Genomic DNA, 19907 nt, shown 5'->3' with positions numbered 1-19907 from the left:
GACCGCCCGGCCGACACCACCCATGTCCGGCCGGGTGCGCCACCGAGCCGGCAACCGCCGGCCAGGCACGGGCGGGCTCGCGAAGCCCCGCCCAGCTCCATCAATCCGGGGGGATCGAAACCCGATCCGAGGCCGACGAAAGGCCCGGGTCGGCATGGAGAAAGGCGCACCACACATGGCCTCCGAGAGGGTCACAGAAGCCCCCGAAGAGGGGTACGAGCGCGGGCTCGGCAGCCGTCAGGTCCAGATGATCGCCATCGGTGGCGCCATCGGCGTCGGCCTGTTCCTGGGAGCCGGGGCGAACATCGCCAAGGCCGGTCCCAGCCTCATCCTCATGTACGCCCTCGCCGGCGTGATCATCTTCTTCATCATGCGGGCCCTGGGCGAGCTGCTGCTCTACCGTCCGGTCTCCGGCTCCTTCGCCGAGTACTCCCGGGAGTTCCTCGGCCCGTTCTTCGGCTACTTCACCGGCTGGACGTACTGGCTGATGTGGGTGGTCACCGGCATGGCCGAGCTGACGGCCGCCGCCATCTACGTCAACTACTGGTTCCCGGCCGTCCCGCAGTGGGTCACGGCCCTGGTGTTCCTCGTGGTCCTGTTCGTGGCCAACCTGATCTCGGTCAAGCTGTTCGGTGAGATCGAGTTCTGGTTCTCCATGGTCAAGGTCACCGCCCTGATCGGCATGATCGTGATCGGCCTCGGCGTGCTCACCTTCGGCTTCAGCGCCGCCGGTGACACCGCGCACGTGGCGAACCTCTGGCAGTTCGACGGCTTCTTCCCGAAGGGCGTCGGCTCCTCGCTGATGACCCTGCAGGGCGTGATGTTCGCCTACCTCGCCGTCGAGCTGGTCGGCGTCACCGCAGGCGAGTCCGAGAACCCGGAGAAGACCCTCCCGAAGGCGATCAACACCCTGCCGTGGCGCATCGCCCTGTTCTACGTCGGTGCCCTCTCGGTCATCCTGTGCGTGGTCAAGTGGACCGAGTTCGCCGAGGGCGTCAGCCCCTTCGTGAAGGCGTTCGCCGTCATCGGCATCCCGGCCGGCGCCGGCATCGTGAACTTCGTGGTGCTCACCGCGGCCCTGTCCTCCTGTAACTCGGGCATGTACTCCACCGGCCGCATGCTGCGCACCCTGGCCGACAACGGCGAGGCCCCCCGCGCCTTCGCGAAGCTGTCGGCCACCAAGACCCCGGCGCTCGGCATCACCGTCTCGGTGCTGTTCATGGGCATCGGCGTGGTCCTGAACTACGTCGTCCCGGAGAAGGCCTTCGGCTACGTCACCTCCGTCGCCACCGCGGCCGGCATCTGGACCTGGCTGATGATCCTGGTCAGCCACGTCCTCTACCGCCGCGCGGTCGACGCGGGCCGGCTGCCCGCCTCCTCCTTCCCGGCGCCGGGCGGCGCGGTGTGCTCGTACATCGCCATCGCGTTCCTGCTCTTCGTCACCGGCCTGATCGCGTACGACGCCGACTCCCGCGTCTGCCTGTACGTGATGGCGGGCTGGGCGGTCGCGCTCGGCATCGGCTGGATGGTCATGAAGTCGCGCGCCCCGCAGCTCGCGGACCGCGACGAGCAGGCGTTCGAGAAGGTCGGCTGACCGCCGCGGAAACCTTCCCCCAGGACGTCCGGCCGCCGGGAGTACTCGTGGCAGTCCCGGTGGCCACCGCTCAGGACGTCCAGCATGTGGGCCGCCCCGTACCACACCTCGGTACGGGGCGGCCCCTCCGCTTATCCTGACCCCCATGCTGACCATCACCGAGGCCCTGTACGACCAGATCGTGGCCCACGCGCGCGAGGACCACCCCGACGAGGCGTGCGGCGTCGTCGCGGGCCCGGTGGGCGCCGGCCGGCCCGAGCGCTTCATCCCGATGCTGAACGCGGCCCGCTCGCCCACCTTCTACGAGTTCGACTCGCAGGACCTGCTCAAGCTCTACCGCGAGATGGACGACCGCGACGAGGAGCCGGTGATCATCTACCACTCCCACACCGCGACCGAGGCCTACCCCTCCCGCACCGACATCGGCTACGCCAACGAGCCCGGTGCCCACTACGTCCTCGTCTCCACCGCCGACACCGACGGCCTCGGCGACTTCCAGTTCCGCTCCTTCCGCATCCTCGACGGCGAGGTCACGGAGGAGGAGGTCAAGGTCGTGCAGGCGTACTGACGGGCATGCGGCCAGGTCCCGGGCGCAACGGAAGGCGCGCTGAACTCGGAAGTCTCAGCCAGTGGCCGACGACCATCCGAAGTGTGGGACGACACTCCGAGTGCGGGGGCGGGAATCGATACGATGACCTCATGGTTATCCGAGACGTGAGCGACAAGACGCCGGGCACGCTGCTCGTGGCGCGGCTGCACGTCGACCTGTGCAGGCTGGCCAGCGCCATCTGTTGACGCAACACCCTCCTGCCGCCGTACGGCCGTGAGCCGACGGCGCCCCACCCCGCGTACACGAGACGCCCGCGCTGTCGCGCCCACCGACCTGACTCATTCCGACAGGAGCCCTGACGCCATGGCCATCGAGGTCCGCATCCCGACCATCCTCCGCACGTACACCGACGGCCAGAAGGCCGTGGAGGGCACCGGGGACACCCTCGCCGAACTCTTCGCCGACCTCGAGTCCCGGCACCCGGGCATCCAGGCCCGCATCGTGGACGGCGAGCAGCTCCGCCGGTTCGTGAACGTCTACCTGAACGACGAGGACGTGCGCTTCCTCGACGGCATCTCCACCAAGCTGGCCGACGGCGACAGCGTGACGATCCTGCCGGCGGTCGCCGGCGGCATGGCCTGATCCCCCATGCGCTACGACTCCCCGCTGGCCGCGGTGGGCAACACCCCTCTGGTGCGCCTGCCGCGGCTCTCGCCGTCCGACGACGTCCGCATCTGGGCCAAGCTGGAGGACCGCAACCCGACCGGCTCGGTCAAGGACCGCCCGGCCCTGCACATGATCGAGCAGGCGGAGAAGGACGGCCGGCTGACCCCGGGCTGCACCATCCTCGAGCCCACCTCGGGCAACACCGGCATCTCCCTCGCCATGGCCGCCAAGCTCAAGGGCTACCGCATGGTGTGCGTGATGCCGGAGAACACCTCGCAGGAGCGCCGGGACCTGCTGGGCATGTGGGGCGCCGAGATCATCTCCTCCCCGGCCGCGGGCGGCTCCAACACCGCCGTGCGCGTCGCCAAGGAACTCTCGGCCGAGCACCCCGACTGGGTGATGCTCTACCAGTACGGCAACCCGGACAACGCGGGCGCCCACTACGCCACGACCGGCCCGGAGATCCTCGCCGACCTGCCCTCCGTCACCCACTTCGTCGCGGGCCTCGGCACCACCGGCACCCTCATGGGCGTCGGCCGCTACCTGCGCGAGCACAAGCCGGACGTGAAGATCGTCGCCGCCGAACCGCGCTACGACGACCTGGTGTACGGCCTGCGCAACCTCGACGAGGGCTTCGTCCCCGAGCTGTACGACGCCTCCGTCCTCACCACCCGCTTCTCGGTCGGCTCCGCCGACGCGGTGACCCGCACCCGTGAACTACTCCAGCAGGAGGGCATCTTCGCGGGCGTCTCCACCGGCGCCGCCCTGCACGCGGCGATCGGCGTCGGCAGGAAGGCCGTCAAGGCCGGCGAGAGCGCCGACATCGTCTTCGTCGTGGCCGACGGCGGCTGGAAGTACCTCTCCACCGGCGTCTACACCGCCGCCACCACCGAAGAGGCCATCGAGACCCTGCACGGCCAGCTCTGGGCCTAGGGCCTTTCGTTCGGATCACGCCGGGCTCGCCTGGCGAGAGGCCCTGGCCCGCCCTTGCGGGGAATTTGGTCCTCCGTATGCGGGATCCGTCCGCGCCGGTGGTACGTCACATCCGTACCAGCGGCCGGACAGCCGGCCACGGACGAAAGGCGGACCCCATGCGTCGAACCACGACCCTCGCCCTCGCGGCAGCCGCGCTGCTCCTCGCGGGCTGCGGCTCGCAGAGCGGCGGGGACGGCGGGGACGACACCGGGGGCGGCAGCGGCAAGGTGTCACCGTCGGCGAGCGGCTCACCCTCCTCCGGCGGGTGCGTCTCCCACGCCGAGCTGACCGCCGCAGACGACGGTCACACCATCTGCCTGACCAAGGGCGGTGAGCTGCGGCTCACCCTCGACGGCACCAAGGACCGCCCCTGGAAGCCGGTCGCGGCGAGCGGCCCCGCCCTGGAGGCGATCAACTCGGGCTTCGTCATCCAGCCGGGCGATGCCAGTGCCGCCTACCGGGCGAAGGCCGCCGGCACCACGAAGCTGACGTCCTCCCGGCCCATGTGCCCCGAGCCCACGGCCTCCGGCCAGGTCTCCTGCAAGGGCATCCAGGAGTGGACGGTCACGGTGACGGTCCACCAGTAGCCGTCCGGCCCCGCTCAGCCCGCGAGGTGCCGCACCTGGTCCCACAGGACCGGGTCGACCACGCCCACCCGGCGCCGGAATTCCCCCACCGGAACCTCCCGCAGCTCGTCGGTCTGCAGGAAGCTGGGCCGCCCGTGCGCGTCGCCGACCGCGCCGGGCGGCAGCGGGATCACCCCGGCACGCTCGTCGTGGTACTTGCTGGTGATCTTCGCGACCGTGGCCCGGTTGCCGCGTACGGCCAGCACCAGACAGGGGCGGTCCTTGGACTCCGCCCGGTCCTCGTAGGGCACGTTCGCCCACCAGATGTCCCCGGGGTGCGGGCGCGTCAGGACCCGGTCCCGCGCCCCTGGGCGTCCGGGCGGCCGCAGCCTGCGCCCGCCGGGCCGCCGGCCCCGCCCCCAGCCGTCGACGAGCGTGGCGACCAGCGCGAGCAGTACCACCGCCGCGAGGGCCAGCCACCAGGACGTGTCCATGAGGACGACGTTACCGGCGCGCGCCCGGCATTGCGCGCCCTCCTCTGTTCTTACGCGCTCCTGTTCCAGCCGAACCGGTGACAGCACAGGTGAGTTCGCCCACAACGGCCCCTGGCGGAGGAGCGACCCGCGCTTTTGCGCCTTACGCTCGACGGACCGCACGACCCCCCTTTGCCATGCCCCGGCCCGTTGCGCCGGCTCCCCGCCCGCCGCCTTTCGCCAACGGAGGTTTCTGCTTCATGAAGCTCACCGTCGTCGGCTGCTCGGGGTCGTTCCCATCCGCGGAATCGGCCTGTTCGAGCTACCTCGTCGAGGCCGACGGCTTCCGGCTGCTCCTCGACATGGGCAACGGCGCCCTCGGCGAGCTGCAGCGCCACTGCGGTCTCTACGACCTCGACGCGATCTTCCTGAGCCATCTGCACGTCGACCACTGCATCGACATGTGCGCCTACTTCGTCGCGCGCTACTACCGCTTCGACGGCGGCCGCTGCGCCCCGATACCGGTCTACGGCCCCGAGGGCACCGAGCACCGCCTGACCACGGCCTACGCCGACACCCCCTCCGCCTCCTCCATGAGCGAGGTCTTCGACTTCCACACCGTCAAGCCGTCCACGTTCGAGATCGGCCCGTTCACCGTGCACACCGAGCGGGTGCGGCACCCCGTGGAGGCGTACGGGATCCGGATCGAGCACGGCGGGAAGGTGCTGACGTACTCCGGCGACACGGGCGTCACCGGGACGCTGGACGAGCTGGCCCGGGACGCGGACCTGTTCCTGTGCGAGGCCGCGTTCACGTACGGCAAGGAAGACATTCCGGACCTGCACCTCAACGGCCGCGAGGCCGGCGAGACGGCGGCCCGCGCGAACGCCCGCCGCCTGGTCCTCACCCACATCCCGCCCTGGACCGACCCCCGGCTCAACGCGGCCCACGCCCGCGAGGTCTTCACCGGCCGGGTGGACCTGGCGGCGCCGGGGACGACGTACGAGATCTGACCCCGGGACACGCACACGGAAAGGCCCCCGGAGCCGAGCGGCTCCGGGGGCCTTCGCCATGCCGGGGAGGCTACTTGGCCTCCGCCTTCTGCAGCTCGGCCAGTTCCTCGTCGGACTCACGGCCCGGCGTCGGCAGGTTGAACCTGATGATCGCGAAGCGGAAGATCACGTAGTAGACGACCGCGAAGCACAGACCGACCAGGACCAGGCCCCAGGGGTTGGTCGCGATGCCCAGGTTCAGGCCGAAGTCGACCACGCCGGCCGAGAACCCGAATCCGTCCTTCATGCCCAGCGCCCAGGTCAGCGCCAGCGAGACGCCGGTGAGGACCGCGTGGATGGCGTACAGGACCGGCGCGATGAACATGAAGGTGAACTCGATCGGCTCGGTCACACCGGTCACGAACGAGGTCAGCGCGATCGAGAACATCATGCCGCCGACGACCTTGCGGCGCTCCGGCCGGGCGCAGTGCACGATGGCGAGGCAGGCCGCCGGGAGGCCGAACATCATGATCGGGAAGAAGCCGGTCATGAACTGTCCGGCGGACGGGTCGCCGGCCAGGAAGCGGGCGATGTCGCCGCTCTTGCCGTGGTAGTCGCCGGCCTGGAACCAGGGGAACGAGTTGAGCAGGTGGTGCATGCCGATCGGGATCAGCGCGCGGTTGGCCACACCGAAGATGCCGGCGCCGACCGCGCCCGACCCGACCAGCCACTCACCGAAGTTGTGCAGGCCCGTGCCCAGGACCGGCCAGATGTAGCCGAACACGATGCCGAGGATCAGACCGGCGAAGGCCGACAGGATCGGGACCAGGCGCCGGCCGCCGAAGAAGCCCGCCCAGTCGGGCAGCTTGGTGCGGTAGAAACGCTGGTAGATCAGGGCGACCACGATGCCCATCACCACACCGCCGAGGACCTTGGCGTCCACCGGCGCGTCCGTCATGACGACCTTGCCGTCGACGGCGGTCGCCACCTTCGGCAGGTTCTTGTCGGTGAACGTGCCTAGCACGTTCTTGAAGACCAGGTAGCCGACGACCGCGGCGAGCGCCGTCGAGCCGTCCGACTTCTTGGCGAAGCCGATGGCGATGCCCACGGCGAACAGCAGCGCCATGTTGTCGAGGATCGCGTTCCCGCCGGCGGCCATGAAGCCCGCTATCTTCGTCAGGAACGTGGGGAACGACGGGCGTCCCAGCATGTCGGTGTTGCCGAGGCGCACCAGGAGGGCGGCGGCCGGCAGGACCGCCACCGGCAGCATGAGGCTGCGGCCGATGCGCTGCAGCACAGCCATCGCGCCGGCGCCCTTCTTCTTCTCGGCCGCGGGAGCGGCGCTGGCCGTGGTCACAACTTCCTCCATGTGGGCATGGCGCCGCCCGTGCGTGGGGAGGGAGGACGGCGGCGTCTCTGGTCTACACCACTCAGTGGTGTAGACCTGTTGTAGCACGATGAAGGCGGTGTAAGGAACCCGCGATTCCCGTTACCGCCGCGCTACTCGCCGTGCCCTCGCGGGGCGCCTATGCCTTGGTGACGTCCTCCACCTCCTCCGCCCGCTCCCGCCCCGGCGTCCTCAGGTCGAACCTGGTGATCGCGAAGCGGAAGACCACGTAGTAGACCGCCGCGAAGCACAGGCCGATCGGGATGATGAGCCACGGTTTCGTCGCCAGGTGCCAGTTGATGACGTAGTCGATCAGGCCGGCCGAGAAGGCGAAGCCGTCGTGCACGCCCAGCGCCCACGTCACCGCCATCGAGACCCCCGTCAGCACCGCGTGGATCGCGTACAGCGCTGGTGCGACGAAGAGGAAGGAGTACTCGATCGGCTCGGTGATGCCCGTCACGAACGACGTCAGCGCCACCGACAGCATCAGCCCGCCGACCTCCTTGCGCCGCTCCGGCCGCGCGCAGTGCGTGATGGCCAGCGCCGCCGCAGGCAGCGCGAACATCATGATCGGGAAGAACCCCGAGGTGAACTGGCCCGCGTTCGGGTCGCCCGACAGGAACATGTTGATGTCGCCGTGCACCACCGTGCCGTCCGGCTTGGTGTAGCTGCCGAACTGGAACCACAGGGGCACGTTCAGGAACTGGTGCAGCCCGATCACCAGCAGCGCCCGGTTGGCGACGCCGAACAGCCCCGCGCCCCACGGCCCCGCGTCGCGCAGCCAGTGACCGAAGCTCTCCAAGCCGCTGCCGATCGGCGGCCAGACCCACAGGCACAGGCCCGCGAAGAGGATGGCGACGAACGACATGATGATCGGCACCAGCCGGCGGCCGTTGAAGAAGCCCAGCCAGTCCACCAGCCGGGTGCGGTGGAAGCGGGCCCAGAAGAAGGCGGCCAGCAGTCCCATCACGATGCCGCCGAAGACACCCGGGTTCTGGAAGGTGAAGGCCGTCACCGATCCGTCCGCCACCTGGCAGCCGACGTGCTCGACCGCCTTCGAGCCGGCCGGGCAGTCCTCCGGGAACTCGTGCAGCACGCCGTAGTAGACGAGGAAGCCCGCCACCGCCGCGAGCGCCGTCGAGCCGTCGGCCTTCTTGGCCATGCCGATCGCCACGCCCACGCAGAACAGCAGTGGCAGCCCCAGCGAGCCGTCGAGCAGCGCGCCGCCCGCGCCCAGCATCACCTTGGAGACCGCGGTCCAGCCGAGGCCGCCCTCGCCGACCACGCCCGGCTGGGCCAGCCCGATCAGGATGCCCGCGGCCGGCAGCACGGCGATCGGCAGTTGCAGACTGCGGCCCATCTTCTGCAGGCCCTGGTAGAGCCGGTGTAGCCGGACGCGCGCGGGGCCGGCCGTGCTCTCGCCGCTCATCGGCGTCCTCCCTGGACCCCTCGACCTCGGACACCGGCCCGACGGCCGAACCCCTCGGCACGCAAGCCGGTTTGGCTGCCGTCCCCCCGGTGGTGTAGACCAGTCGACGGACGGTTCCGCTGTGGTGATCGCCATCATTGGGCACGTACCGCACGGCCGCTCGCGAAGATGGGCCAACTGTGGGTTACTGCGACAAAGCGGTTCGGATCAGGGAGAAGCAACATGGCCAGCAAGGCTGAGAAGATCGTCGCCGGCCTCGGCGGCATCGAGAACATCGAGGAGATCGAGGGCTGCATCACCCGGCTCCGCACCGAGGTCTCCGACCCCTCGCTCGTCGACGACACCGCCCTGAAGGCCGCCGGCGCCCACGGCGTCGTCAAGATGGGCACCGCCATCCAGGTCGTCATCGGCACCGACGCCGACCCGATCGCCGCGGAGATCGAAGACATGATGTGAGCCTCCCGGTTCGCCTGGAAGGGGCACTTCCCGACGCGGGAGGAGCCCCTTCCGCGCGTACGGCTAGGCTCGTCCGCATGTCTCGAATCGACGGCCGCACCCCCGAACAGCTCCGCCCGGTCACCATCGAACGCGGCTGGAGCAAGCACGCCGAGGGCTCCGTCCTCGTCTCCTTCGGCGACACCAAGGTCTTCTGCACCGCCTCCGTCACCGAAGGAGTCCCGCGCTGGCGCAAGGGCAGCGGCGAGGGCTGGGTCACCGCGGAGTACTCCATGCTGCCCCGCGCCACCAACACCCGCGGCGACCGCGAGTCCGTCAAGGGCAGGATCGGCGGCCGCACCCACGAGATCTCCCGGCTCATCGGCCGTTCCCTGCGCGCCGTCATCGACTACAAGGCGCTCGGCGAGAACACCATCGTCCTCGACTGCGACGTCCTCCAGGCCGACGGCGGCACCCGCACCGCCGCCATCACCGGCGCCTACGTCGCCCTGGCCGACGCCGTCGCCTGGGCCCAGGGCCGCAAGCTGATCAAGGCCGGCCGGCAGCCGCTCACCGGAACCGTCAGCGCCGTCTCCGTCGGCATCGTCGGCGGGGTGCCCCTCCTCGACCTCTGCTACGAGGAGGACGTGCGCGCCGAGACCGACATGAACGTCGTCTGCACCGGCGACGGCCGTTTCGTCGAGGTCCAGGGCACCGCCGAGGCCGAGCCCTTCGCCCGCGACGAGCTCAACGCCCTGCTCGACCTCGCCGTGGCCGGCTGCGACCAGCTCGCGGCGGCCCAGCGGTCGGCGCTGGCGGCCGCCCTCGCAAAGTAAAGGGACCGCCAAAAAAGCCGGTACGCGGGAGCAACCCCCGCATCCTTCCCGACGTCCGTATGGGTACGGGCGCGCGGTCCACCACCGAGCGCCCGGCCAGCCGTACCAGGGGAGGGACCCAAAACCATGGCCGCCAGCCGACGCCGAAGCCGGCTCACCGCCGTCGCCGCCGCCCTAGCGACCGCCGCGCTCACCGCCGGCCTCACCACCGGCTGCGACGCCGTGAACAAGGCCCTGGACTGCGTACAGACCGCCGACTCCATCGCCGACAGCGTCACCGACCTCCAGCAGGCCGTGGAGAACGCCGGCGACGACCCCACCCAGGCCGACGCCTCCCTCGACTCCATCGAGAAGAACCTGGACAAGATCGGCGACAAGACGGACGACGCAGACGTCAACAAGGCCGTCGACGACCTCTCCAAGGCCGTCGACAACGTCCGCACCGCCATCGCGAACGGAGACCGGACCCCCGACGTCAGCCCCGTCACGGACGCCGCGGGCGAACTGACCAAGGTCTGCACCTCGTAGACGCGGACCGCCGGGCCCGGGGGAGCGCGCTCAGCACCCCCGCGCCCGGCGCGATCGGAACCACCCCCGCTCCCGGCGTGATCCGGACTAGTCCCGCTCCCGGTCCTCGCGCCGCGCGCGGTGCAGTTCGTGCCGGGCCTCCCTGCGCTCCAGCCGCTCCTGCCGGCGCTGCTCCTTCAGCCGCTGCCGCTCGGCCCGGGTCACCTTGCGCTCGACGCCCACCCCGCCCCAGAAGGCGAAGCCGCCGATGATCACCCGCGGGGCGCCCGGCTCCGGCGGAGCGTCGTCCCTCGGGTGCTCGAAGCCGCCCATCACGCCGATGCCCCGCACCACCACCTCGACGCCCGGCGGCACGATCACCTGCACCCCGCCCATGATCGCCACGCAGTTGATCTCCACCTCACGGTCGGCGAAGTTCGCCTCCCGGAGGTCGATCTCGCCGCCGCCCATGAAGGCGAAGCAGTTGAACCGCTTCGGCACCGTCCAGCGGCCCCTGCGCTCGAACCCCGACAGCACCGCGAACCCGCCCGTCGAGGAACCCTCGCCCCCGACGATCCGGCCCGCCCAGCCACCCCGCTCCGCGGGCGCCTTGGAGAAGGAGACGGGAGCGGGCGCCGCCGCGCCGCCGGCCGGCAGATCGCGGGTGATCGGCGTCAGCTCACCGTAGGTGCGCGCCTGGTACGCCGCCTCCAGCCGATCCTCGAACTCCCCCATGTCCAGGCGCCCTTCGGCGAGGGCGTCCCGCAGGACCTCGGCGACCCGCTCACGGTCGGCGTCGGACGCCCGGAGGTCCGGACTTGCGTCGTCGGTCATGGCAGCAGCCTACGAGACCGCCTTCTCGGCGTACATCTTCGCGATGACCGCCTCGATGTCGGGCTCCCGCACCGACAGGTCCACCAGCGGGTACTCGGCCGCGATGTGCGCCACCAGCGGCGCCGCCGACTGCCCGGCCGGGAACGCCAGCCACTGCCGCGGCCCCGCCACCCGCACCACCCGGCACGACGGCGCCTCGATCGGCGGCAACTCCCGCTCCAGGTCCACCACCAGCGTCCGCTCGCCCTCCCCGGCCTCGTGCAGCCCGGCCAGGGCGCCGTCGTACATCAGCCGCCCGTGGTCGATCACCATCACCCGGGAGCACAACTGCTCGATGTCCTGCAGGTCGTGCGTCGTCAGCAGCACCGTCGTGCCGCCCCCGGCGTTCAGCTCCTTCAGGAAGTCCCGCACCTTGGCCTTGGACACCACGTCCAGACCGATCGTCGGCTCGTCCAGGTACAGCACCTCCGGATCGTGCAGCAGGGCCGCCGCGATGTCCCCGCGCATCCGCTGCCCCAGCGACAACTGCCGCACCGGCACGTCCAACAGCTCGCCCAGCTCCAGCAGTTCGACACAGCGGTCCAGGTTCTCCCGGTAACGGGCGTCCGGGATCCGGTACATACGGTGCGCCAGCCGGTAGGAGTCGATCAGCGGCAGGTCCCACCACAGCGTCGTCCGCTGCCCGAACACCACACCGATCCGGTGCGCCAGCCGGGTCCGCTCGCGCGACGGATCGATCCCCGCCACCCGCAGCCGGCCGGCGCTCGGCGTGAGGATCCCGGTCAGCATCTTGATCGTCGTCGACTTCCCGGCCCCGTTCGGGCCGATGTAACCGACCATCTCGCCGCGCGCCACGGTGAACGAGATCGAGTCCACCGCCCGCACCTGCCGCCGCTCCCGCTTCATGAACCCGGTCTTCCGGCGCACCTCGAAGACCTTCTCGACCCTGTCCACCTCGATGAACGCGTCCACCGCTAACTCCCTGTGCTCCGATACGACCGAAGGCCCGTCCGCCACGCCAGCCCCGCCGCCGCGCAGCACACCACCGCCACCAGCGGCGGCGCGAAGGCCGCCCACCACGGCAGCCCGCCCAGCGGATACGGCCGCCCCAGCACATAGGCGGCCGGCACCCAGTTGACGAAGGCCAGCGGGAACATGAAGGTCACCCCCCGCACCAGCTCCTTGCCGAACACCGTCGGCGGGTACTGCAGCAGCGTCTGGCCGCCGTAGGTGAACGCGCTCTGCACCTCGGACGCGTCCTGCGCCACGAACTGGAAGGCCGCCCCCGCCACGAACACCGCGGAGAAGATCACCCCGCCGCAGACCAGCATCCCCGGCACCATCAGCGCCTTGACCGGTGTCCAGGCGATGTCCGACGCGACGATCGCGTAGCCCAGCACCAGTGTTCCCTGGGCGATCCGGCCGATCCGGCGCAACGCGAACCGGTCGGCGGCGACCTGCGCCAGCACCGGCGCGGGCCGCACCAGCAGGGTGTCGAGCGTGCCGTCGCGCACCCGGGTGCCCAGCCGGCCCGCCGAACCGATCGCCAGGTCCGCCATACCGAAGGACGTCGCCGACAGGCCGTACAGGAACGCCACCTCGGGCAGCGAGTAGCCGCCCAGGACGTCGACCCGCGAGAACATCAGGATGATCGACACGAAGTCGAGGCCCGTCACCACCAGTCCGCCGAACGCGGTCATCGCGAAGGAGGCCCGGTAGGTCAGCGTGGAGCGGATCCACATCCCGGCGATCAGCCGGTAGGCGCGCAGCCCCTCGGCCAGCGGGTTGTACTCACCCACCCTGGACCACCACCCGCCGGGCCGCCGCCGTCTGCACCAGCCGCCCCGCCGCCAGCAGCACCACCGCCCACGCCGCCTGGAAGAGGAACGAGGGCAGCGGGTCGGCCGTCCCCATCAGCACATCCGCCGGCACCTGGAGCTGCGCCGCCCACGGCAGCGCCCGTACGACCTCGCCGAGCGTCCCGGGGAAGGCGTTCAGCGGCAGTGTCATCCCCGAGCAGAAGATGCCGGTGACCATCAGAGCCTGCAGCGCCCCGGTGCCGTCCATCAGCCAGAACCCGGTCAGCGCCACCAGGTAGCGGATACCGAAACTGACGATCATCGCGAGTGCCACGGAGACCAGGAACTCCAGCCACGTACCCACCTCGTCGGGCAGCGCCGTCGGGAAGACCAGTGCCCCGAACGCGAACGGGACCACCCCGCGCCCGAGCAGCTGGAACAGCGCCCGGCCCAAGTCGTTCGCCAGCCACCACACTTGCAGGTCCACCGGCCGGTACAGGTCGATCGCGACCTCACCCGTACGGATGCGTTCCATGAACTCGGTTTCGAAGCCGCCCCCCTGGATCGCGAGCGTCGCGTACAGGGCCTGTCCCAGCCAGACGAACGTGACGGCCTGCGCCTGGTCGTAGCCCCCGAGGTGGGGCTTCTCCTCCCAGAGCGCCAGATAGGTGTAGACGAGGATCAGTCCGAAGACCGTGTTCGTGAACACCCCTGCCGCAGTGGCCGCCCGATACGTCGCGTACCGTCTGAATCCCCCCGTCGCGACGGCGGCGTACAACCGTCCCGCGCCCACGTCAGTCAACCTCCCCGGACCGCTCGACACCGAAGCGCAGGAGCCTAGTCCGGAGGCCCGGCGACCGGCGACGCAATTTCGCGCCGGAAGCGTGCCGGATTCCGGGAACGGATCGCCAGGTGCGAGAGTCTTCAAACTGGGGGCCGCAGAGGCGTACGAGGCGTACGGGAAACGTACGACGCGAAACAGGAGTCCGTGCACGACATGAGCGACGAGCCGCAGCCGCAGCAGCCGAACAAGGGCGGGGCACCGGAACAACCGCTGCCGGCTGCAGGGCCCGCACAATCCGGTGAGGCCGCCGGCGGTGCCACCGGAGACACCCGGCCCGGGGACGGTGACGACCAGGACCGGGGTGGCAGCAAGGACCGGCCGGGTTCGAACAAGGGCCAGGGCCAGGGACGGGACCGGGGCCGGGACGGTTCGGTCGCCGGGTCGGCTCGGGCCGGCCGGGAGGAGAAGGCCGCGCCGCAGGCCGACGGCGTCTCCGGTGGTCAGCCGTCGCCGGGTACCGGCGTGGACCAGGCCGCCCGGGCCCGCCGCGCGGCCCTGGCCGCCCAGATGGGCCGGGCCGGCCGCGCGGGCGACGGAAGCACTGGCGCCGGGGCGCCGGGCAAGCCGCAGGGCGGCCTGCCCGCCCAGCAGGGGGGACAGTCGCGGGAGCCCGGAAAGCCCGATGCCGCCGAGGGCCACCGCCCCGGCGTGCCTCCGCAGGCGCCCGGGAAGGGCGAGGGCTCCGGGAAGCCGGGGGCCGAGGGGTCGCAGCGCCCCGGTGTGCCTCCGCAGTCGGGCAAGCCGCAGGGCTCCGGGAAGTCCGACGGCGCCGAGGGGCAGGGGGCCGGGCGTTCCGCCGGGTCACCGCGTTCCGGCCTGCCTCAGCAGTCGGGGCAGTCGCGGGCGCCGGGGAGGTCCGGCCAGTCGGGGAAGCCGGGGCAGGCGTCCACGCGGTCCTCGGGCTCCGAAGAGCCGGCGGCCGAGCGGTCGGCCGGAGCCAGGCGGCCCGGGGTGCCTCCGCAGGCGCCCGGTGAGGGAGAGGGTTCCCGGAAGCCGGGGACGGGGCGGTCCGAGGGGTCTCAGCGTCCCGGCGTGCCCCAGCAGTCGGGGCAGTCGCGGGCGCCGGGGAAGCCCGAGAAGCCCGACGCGGCCGAGAGCACCCAGGTGCTCCGGCGCGTCAGCGCCTCCGCCGCCGAGGGAGCCGAAGCGGCCCGCAAGGGCGACGGCGGAAAGGCGTCCGGCGGCCCGCAGGGATCCGGGGCCGCCCAGGTACCCGAGACGACCCAGGTCCTCCGCAAGGTCAAGACCCCCACCACGTCCGAGCCGACCCGGCCGGGCGACGGCACCTCCGCCGCGAGCAGCGGCGGCCGGGCCGCCACGCCCGGCGGCGCCGGGAAGGGCCGGGCGGCGATGGCCGGCGGCGCGGCCGCGGCAGCTCAGGCCGCCGCGGGAAGCGGCGCGGCCAAGGGCGCCCGGGCCGCGACGGCCGGTGGCGGTGCGGCCAAGGCCGGGGCCGCCACGGCCGGAGCCGCCGCATCCTCCGGGAACACCGCCGCCACCGAAGCCACCGCCACCGCCAACGCGGACAGCGGGGGCGGAGCCGGTGGCGGAGGCGGCAAGGGCAAGAAGCCCAAGCGGCCCAAGCGGACCGGATGGCGCCGCCTGATCCCCACCTGGCGCATGCTGCTCGGCACCTTCGTGATCGGCGTCATGCTGATCATCGGCCTGTTCTTCCTCGGCTACTCGCTCGTGCAGATCCCGTCCGCCAACGCCCTCGCGACCAAGCAGAGCAACGTCTATCTCTACGCCGACGGCTCGCAGCTCGCCCGCGACACCCGCGACAGCAAGGTCAACCGCGAGAACGTCAGCCTCGCCCAGGTCTCCGAGGCCGCCCAGCACGCCGTACTGGCCGCCGAGGACCGCGACTTCTACTCCGAGTCCGCCGTCGACCCCAAGGCCATGCTCCGCGCCGGCTGGAACACGGCCCTGGGCAAGGGCAGGCAGTCCGGTTCGACGATCACCCAGCAGTACGTGAAGAACTACTACCTGGGCCAGGAACAGACCGTCACCCGCAAGGCCAAGGAGTTCTTCATCTCGATGAAGCTGGACCGCGAGAAGTCCAAGGACGAGATCCTCGAGGGCTACCTCAACACCAGCTACTTCGGCCGCAGCGCCTACGGCATCCAGGCCGCCGCCCAGGCCTACTACGGCAAGGACGCCGCGGACCTCGACCCGGCCCGCTCCGCCTACCTCGCCGCCCTCGTCAACGCCCCCAGCGAGTATGACGTCGTCGCGCACCCCGAGAACAAGCCCGCCGCCGTCGCCCGCTGGAACTACGTCCTGGACGGCATGGTCAAGGAGGGCTGGCTCGCCAAGGGCGAGCGCGTGGGCCTGAAGTTCCCCACGCCCAAGGAGCAGACCCTCCCCAACGGCCTGTCCGGACAGCGCGGCTACCTCGTCGACGCGGCCAGGCAGTACCTGATCAGCAACGACATCGTCACCTCCGACCAGCTCGAGGCCGGCGGCTACCGCATCACCACCACCATCCAGAAGAACCGGCAGAACGCCTTCGTCAAGGCCGTCGACGACCAGCTCATCTCCAAGCTCGACAAGAAGAACCGCAAGGCCGACAACTACGTCCGCGCCGGCGGCGCCTCCGTCGACCCCAAGACCGGCAAGATCGTCGCCATGTACGGCGGCATCGACTACGTGAAGCAGTACACCAACGGCGCCACCCGAGGTGACTTCCAGGTCGGCTCCACCTTCAAGCCCTTCGTGTTCACCTCGGCCGTCCAGAACAGCTCCACCACGCAGGACAGCCGGCCCATCACCCCGAACACCATCTACGACGGCACCAGCAGGCGCCCCGTGCAGGGCTGGACCGGCGGCGGCTACAACCCCGCCAACGAGGACGAGAAGTCGTACGGCGACATCCCCGTCCGCAAGGCCACCGACCTCTCGGTCAACGCCGTCTACGCCCAGATGGCCGTCGACGTCGGCCCGGCCAAGGTCAAGCAGACCGCCGTCGACCTCGGCATCCCCGAGGGCACCAAGGACCTCCAGCCCTACCCGTCCATCGCCCTCGGCACCGCCACCGCCAGCGTCCTCGACATGGCGGAGGCGTACGCCACGCTCGCCAACCACGGTGAGCGCGCCACGTACACCATGGTCGAGAAGGTCACCAAGGACGGCACCCAGCAGATCGAGCTGCCCGAGCGGCAGACCAGGCGGGCCGTCACCCGTGAGGCCGCCGACACGACCACCTCGATCCTGCAGAGCGTCGTCGACAACGGCACCGCCGTCGCCGCCCAGGCCGCGGGCCGCCCCGCGGCCGGCAAGACCGGCACCGCCGAGGAGGACACCGCCGCCTGGTTCGCGGGCTACACCCCGGACCTCGCCACCGTGGTCTCCGTCATGGGCCAGGACCCGGTCACCGCGGCCCACAAGTCGCTGTACTACGCGCTGGGCCAGCCCCGGATGAACGGCGGTGGCCCGCCCACCGCCATCTGGGCCCAGTACACCCGCGACGCCCTGAAGGGGAAGCCGGTCAGAGACTTCGACCTCCAGCTCCAGCCGGGCGCCGACCAGACCCAGGCCCCGGTCGACCCCTCCGGCGACCCGAGCACCGGCTCCCAGGACGACGGCGGCACCACCGGCACGCCCACCGACGGCGGCACCACCGGCAGCACCCCGGCCACCGACGGCGGCACCACCGGCAGCACCCCCACCACCGACGGCGGCACCACCGACGGCGGCACGACGACCGACGGGGGCGGCACCACCACCGACGGAGGAACGGCCGACGGCGGCGCCACCACGGGCGGGGGCACGGACGGCGGCGCGACCACGGGCGGTGGCACGGACACCGGCGGCGGCACACCCGGCGGCAGCACCGGAGGCCTCGACACTGGCGGAGGCACCGACACCGGGGCCACCGGGGGCCAACCGTAGGACCGACCGTCAGTGGCCGCTGGTCGCCTTGAGCCCCACCACGGCGACCAGCAGCAGACAGACGAAGAAGACACGGGCGGCGGTGACCGGCTCACCCAGCACCACCATGCCGAGCACCGCCGCCCCGGCCGCGCCGATCCCCACCCACACGCCGTACGCAGTACCGATCGGCAACGACTTCGCGGCGTACGACAGCAGCACCATGCTGGCCACGATCCCGGCGCCGGTGAACACGCTCGGCACGAGCCGGGTGAACCCGTCGGTGTACTTCATCCCCACCGACCAGGCCACCTCGAGCAGACCGGCGACAACCAGCAGAACCCACGCCACGACGACACACCTCCGGCAGACGGAACCATTCCTGGTGCGTCGTCTTTGCCTGCATCCCGGTACGGCGCGTCTCGTCGGGCTCCTTCGAACATAGCAAAACAACGGCAAAAGGGCTGGTGACCGTGGTCACCAGCCCTTTCCTCGTCGCCGGATCCGGCGACACCCGCCATCTCAGAGGTACAGGCCCGTCGAGTCCTCCGCGCCCTCGAACCGGTCCGCGGCCACCGCGTGCAGATCCCGCTCCCGCATCAGCACGTACGCCACGCCCCGCACCTCGACCTCGGCCCGGTCCTCCGGGTCGAACAGCACCCGGTCGCCCGGTTCCACGGTCCGCACGTTCTGGCCCACCGCTACCACCTCGGCCCAGGCCAGCCGGCGCCCGACCGCCGCCGTGGCGGGAATCAGGATGCCGCCGCCCGACCGCCGCTCACCCTCACCCGTCTCCTGCCTGACCAGCACCCGGTCATGCAGCATGCGGATGGGCAGCTTGTCGTGATGGGGGGTGCTCTGCACGTTTCTGTTGGCGCTCACGCTTCGAACCTACCTGCCTTCGCCACGCCCGTACGAGCCCGGGGCGCCGAGCCGCTCAGCGGCCGCGCCGCCGCACACCCAGCGCGAGCAGCCCCACCAGCCCCACGGCGACCAGCGCCACCGGCACCACCCGCTCGAGGCGCGGCGCGCCCTTCTCGTCCACGAACTGTGCCCTGACGTCACTCACCACCCGGTTGACCTGGACATACGCCCGTCCAACCGTGTGATCGAGATTGGCGACGACCTTGGCCTTGGCATCCCCGACGATCGTCTTCGGGTGCACCCGCACCCCGATCTCGTCGAGGGTCTCGGCCAGTACTTCCCGGCGGCGCCTGATGTCCGCCTCGATCTCTGCCGGGGTTCTGGTGTCCGACGTGTCCGCCACCGTACGGCCTCCGAAATCTCCTGATGCTGTCCTGGACAGTCTGTCAGTTCCCACCCAGGCCGCACCGCAACGCCCCCCGTTACGCTGGACCGATGAGCGAGCGACTCCAGCCCGGCGACGTGGCCCCCGCCTTCACCCTCCCCGACGCCGACGGCAACCAGGTGTCCCTGTCGGACCGCAAGGGCCGCAAGGTCATCGTCTACTTCTACCCCGCGGCCCTGACCCCCGGCTGCACCAAGCAGGCCTGCGACTTCACGGACAACCTCTCCCTCCTGGCCGACGCCGGCTACGACGTCATCGGCATCTCCCCGGACCAGCCGGAGAAGCTGGCCAAGTTCCGCGAGAAGGAGTCCCTGAAGATCACCCTCCTCGCCGACCCCGAGAAGACGACCACCGAGGCCTACGGCGCCTACGGCGAGAAGAAGAACTACGGCAAGACCTACATGGGCGTCATCCGCTCCACGATCGTCGTCGACGAGGAGGGCAAGGTCGACCGCGCCCTCTACAACGTCCGCGCCACGGGCCATGTGGCCAAGATCATCAAGGACCTGGGGATCTGACCCCCCGAGGGCGTCCCGGGGCGCCCTGAAGACGCGTGCCCGCTGTCCCCGCGGCCCGCACCGGAGCTCCCGCTGCGGGCCGTTCGCGTTCCCAATGCTCAACTAGCGGTGCAAACGCCCCACTTCACTCCTCGGCCACAGCAAACTCTTTGACCTCCGGTTCGGTCCGTGCTTAAGGTGCGTACCAAGTTCGGCCCGCCTGACCAGGCATGACCGGGCATCAACGACGACCGGGGGAACACGTCGCCATGGGGGTTTGCATCGTCACGCCTCCTAGTAGGTCGAGTTCACGCACGCCGTTCCGAGCCGAACCGTTCTGCTGA

General features: G+C 70.9%; 22 protein-coding genes and 1 riboswitch. Of the genes, 12 read left to right on the top strand and 10 right to left on the bottom strand.

Annotated features, from left to right (window positions below; all coding sequences use genetic code 11):
- Nucleotides 1–175: 175 nt before the first annotated feature.
- The 6 genes from ACZ6B1_RS07610 to ACZ6B1_RS07585 all read left to right on the top strand — a co-directional run bounded on the left by ACZ6B1_RS07610 (nt 176) and on the right by ACZ6B1_RS07585 (nt 4372).
- Nucleotides 176–1594, top strand: coding sequence for an amino acid permease (locus tag ACZ6B1_RS07610; RefSeq protein WP_468775836.1), 1419 nt, complete (start codon nt 176–178; stop codon nt 1592–1594).
- A 145-nt stretch (nt 1595–1739) separates the two neighbouring features.
- On the top strand, nt 1740–2162 hold the full coding sequence (locus tag ACZ6B1_RS07605) for a M67 family metallopeptidase (protein ID WP_468775835.1): 423 nt from the start codon (nt 1740–1742) through the stop codon (nt 2160–2162).
- A gap of 131 nt (nt 2163–2293) precedes the next feature.
- On the top strand, nt 2294–2389 hold the full coding sequence (locus tag ACZ6B1_RS07600; RefSeq protein WP_401131596.1) for a putative leader peptide: 96 nt from the start codon (nt 2294–2296) through the stop codon (nt 2387–2389).
- A gap of 118 nt (nt 2390–2507) precedes the next feature.
- Nucleotides 2508–2786, top strand: a complete 279-nt coding sequence (locus tag ACZ6B1_RS07595; RefSeq protein WP_143638451.1) for a MoaD/ThiS family protein — start codon at nt 2508–2510, stop codon at nt 2784–2786.
- A 6-nt stretch (nt 2787–2792) separates the two neighbouring features.
- The gene (locus tag ACZ6B1_RS07590) at nt 2793–3743 is read left to right on the top strand and encodes a PLP-dependent cysteine synthase family protein (RefSeq protein WP_143638453.1); all 951 of its coding nucleotides are present in this window, start codon (nt 2793–2795) and stop codon (nt 3741–3743) included.
- 158 nt (nt 3744–3901) lie between these two features.
- Nucleotides 3902–4372: a hypothetical protein gene (locus ACZ6B1_RS07585; protein ID WP_468775833.1), complete on the top strand. Its 471-nt coding sequence runs from the start codon at nt 3902–3904 to the stop codon at nt 4370–4372.
- Nucleotides 4373–4386: 14 nt separating this feature from the next.
- Here the strand turns inward: ACZ6B1_RS07585 and ACZ6B1_RS07580 are convergent, their stop codons facing one another.
- Nucleotides 4387–4845: a type II toxin-antitoxin system PemK/MazF family toxin gene (locus tag ACZ6B1_RS07580; protein ID WP_468775831.1), complete on the bottom strand. Its 459-nt coding sequence runs from the start codon at nt 4843–4845 to the stop codon at nt 4387–4389.
- A gap of 239 nt (nt 4846–5084) precedes the next feature.
- Between ACZ6B1_RS07580 and ACZ6B1_RS07575 the strand changes: the two genes are divergently transcribed.
- Entirely contained in the window at nt 5085–5837 is a 753-nt protein-coding gene (locus tag ACZ6B1_RS07575) for an MBL fold metallo-hydrolase (RefSeq protein WP_468775829.1), read from the top strand.
- A 70-nt stretch (nt 5838–5907) separates the two neighbouring features.
- Here ACZ6B1_RS07575 and ACZ6B1_RS07570 read toward each other — a convergent pair whose 3' ends face one another.
- Complete coding sequence (locus tag ACZ6B1_RS07570; RefSeq protein WP_365126901.1) at nt 5908–7173, bottom strand: PTS transporter subunit EIIC; 1266 nt, start codon at nt 7171–7173, stop codon at nt 5908–5910.
- 169 nt (nt 7174–7342) lie between these two features.
- Nucleotides 7343–8632 (bottom strand): PTS transporter subunit EIIC, encoded by a 1290-nt coding sequence (locus ACZ6B1_RS07565; protein WP_468775826.1) that lies wholly within the window; start codon nt 8630–8632, stop codon nt 7343–7345.
- Between the two features lie 222 nt (nt 8633–8854).
- Between ACZ6B1_RS07565 and ACZ6B1_RS07560 the strand changes: the two genes are divergently transcribed.
- The 3 genes from ACZ6B1_RS07560 (at nt 8855) to ACZ6B1_RS07550 (ending at nt 10431) form a co-directional block, all read left to right on the top strand.
- Nucleotides 8855–9088, top strand: a complete 234-nt coding sequence (locus ACZ6B1_RS07560) for a PTS sugar transporter subunit IIB (RefSeq protein WP_199210715.1) — start codon at nt 8855–8857, stop codon at nt 9086–9088.
- Between the two features lie 77 nt (nt 9089–9165).
- On the top strand, nt 9166–9903 hold the full coding sequence (gene rph, locus ACZ6B1_RS07555) for a ribonuclease PH (RefSeq protein WP_468775824.1): 738 nt from the start codon (nt 9166–9168) through the stop codon (nt 9901–9903).
- A gap of 126 nt (nt 9904–10029) precedes the next feature.
- Nucleotides 10030–10431, top strand: coding sequence for a prefoldin domain-containing protein (locus tag ACZ6B1_RS07550; RefSeq protein WP_468775822.1), 402 nt, complete (start codon nt 10030–10032; stop codon nt 10429–10431).
- Nucleotides 10432–10518: 87 nt separating this feature from the next.
- On the opposite strand, the gene ACZ6B1_RS07545 is transcribed toward ACZ6B1_RS07550, so the two are convergent.
- The 4 genes from ACZ6B1_RS07545 to ACZ6B1_RS07530 are packed head-to-tail and all read right to left on the bottom strand — an operon-like array spanning nt 10519 to nt 13836.
- Entirely contained in the window at nt 10519–11244 is a 726-nt protein-coding gene (locus ACZ6B1_RS07545) for a DUF1707 SHOCT-like domain-containing protein (protein ID WP_468775820.1), read from the bottom strand.
- A 9-nt stretch (nt 11245–11253) separates the two neighbouring features.
- Nucleotides 11254–12261 carry an ABC transporter ATP-binding protein gene (locus tag ACZ6B1_RS07540; RefSeq protein ID WP_468775818.1) on the bottom strand — a complete coding sequence of 336 codons (1008 nt, stop codon included), beginning with the start codon at nt 12259–12261 and terminating at the stop codon, nt 11254–11256.
- Nucleotides 12219–12986, bottom strand: a complete 768-nt coding sequence (locus ACZ6B1_RS07535; RefSeq protein WP_468776062.1) for an ABC transporter permease — start codon at nt 12984–12986, stop codon at nt 12219–12221. The genes ACZ6B1_RS07540 and ACZ6B1_RS07535 overlap by 43 nt, the downstream gene beginning before the upstream one ends.
- Before the next feature lie 49 nt (nt 12987–13035).
- Entirely contained in the window at nt 13036–13836 is an 801-nt protein-coding gene (locus ACZ6B1_RS07530; RefSeq protein ID WP_468775816.1) for an ABC transporter permease, read from the bottom strand.
- 1401 nt (nt 13837–15237) lie between these two features.
- On the opposite strand from ACZ6B1_RS07530, the gene ACZ6B1_RS07525 reads away from it, so the two are divergent.
- Nucleotides 15238–17778 (top strand): transglycosylase domain-containing protein, encoded by a 2541-nt coding sequence (locus ACZ6B1_RS07525; RefSeq protein ID WP_468776060.1) that lies wholly within the window; start codon nt 15238–15240, stop codon nt 17776–17778.
- 9 nt (nt 17779–17787) lie between these two features.
- Here the strand turns inward: ACZ6B1_RS07525 and sugE are convergent, their stop codons facing one another.
- From sugE to ACZ6B1_RS07510, 3 genes are all read right to left on the bottom strand, one after another.
- Nucleotides 17788–18108: a quaternary ammonium compound efflux SMR transporter SugE gene (sugE, locus tag ACZ6B1_RS07520; protein WP_468775814.1), complete on the bottom strand. Its 321-nt coding sequence runs from the start codon at nt 18106–18108 to the stop codon at nt 17788–17790.
- Between the two features lie 33 nt (nt 18109–18141).
- Nucleotides 18142–18211: riboswitch (guanidine-III (ykkC-III) riboswitch) on the bottom strand.
- 68 nt (nt 18212–18279) lie between these two features.
- Complete coding sequence (locus tag ACZ6B1_RS07515) at nt 18280–18582, bottom strand: GroES family chaperonin (protein WP_250400707.1); 303 nt, start codon at nt 18580–18582, stop codon at nt 18280–18282.
- Nucleotides 18583–18694: 112 nt separating this feature from the next.
- Nucleotides 18695–19024 carry a DUF3618 domain-containing protein gene (locus tag ACZ6B1_RS07510; RefSeq protein WP_468775813.1) on the bottom strand — a complete coding sequence of 110 codons (330 nt, stop codon included), beginning with the start codon at nt 19022–19024 and terminating at the stop codon, nt 18695–18697.
- Nucleotides 19025–19116: 92 nt separating this feature from the next.
- Between ACZ6B1_RS07510 and bcp the strand changes: the two genes are divergently transcribed.
- Complete coding sequence (gene bcp, locus ACZ6B1_RS07505) at nt 19117–19584, top strand: thioredoxin-dependent thiol peroxidase (protein WP_468775811.1); 468 nt, start codon at nt 19117–19119, stop codon at nt 19582–19584.
- Nucleotides 19585–19907: the final 323 nt, after the last annotated feature.

Source organism: Streptomyces sp. NPDC041129 (assembly GCF_055592265.1).
Note: the sequence above shows the minus strand (reverse complement) of the source record. Positions and strands in the feature narration are given on the sequence as shown.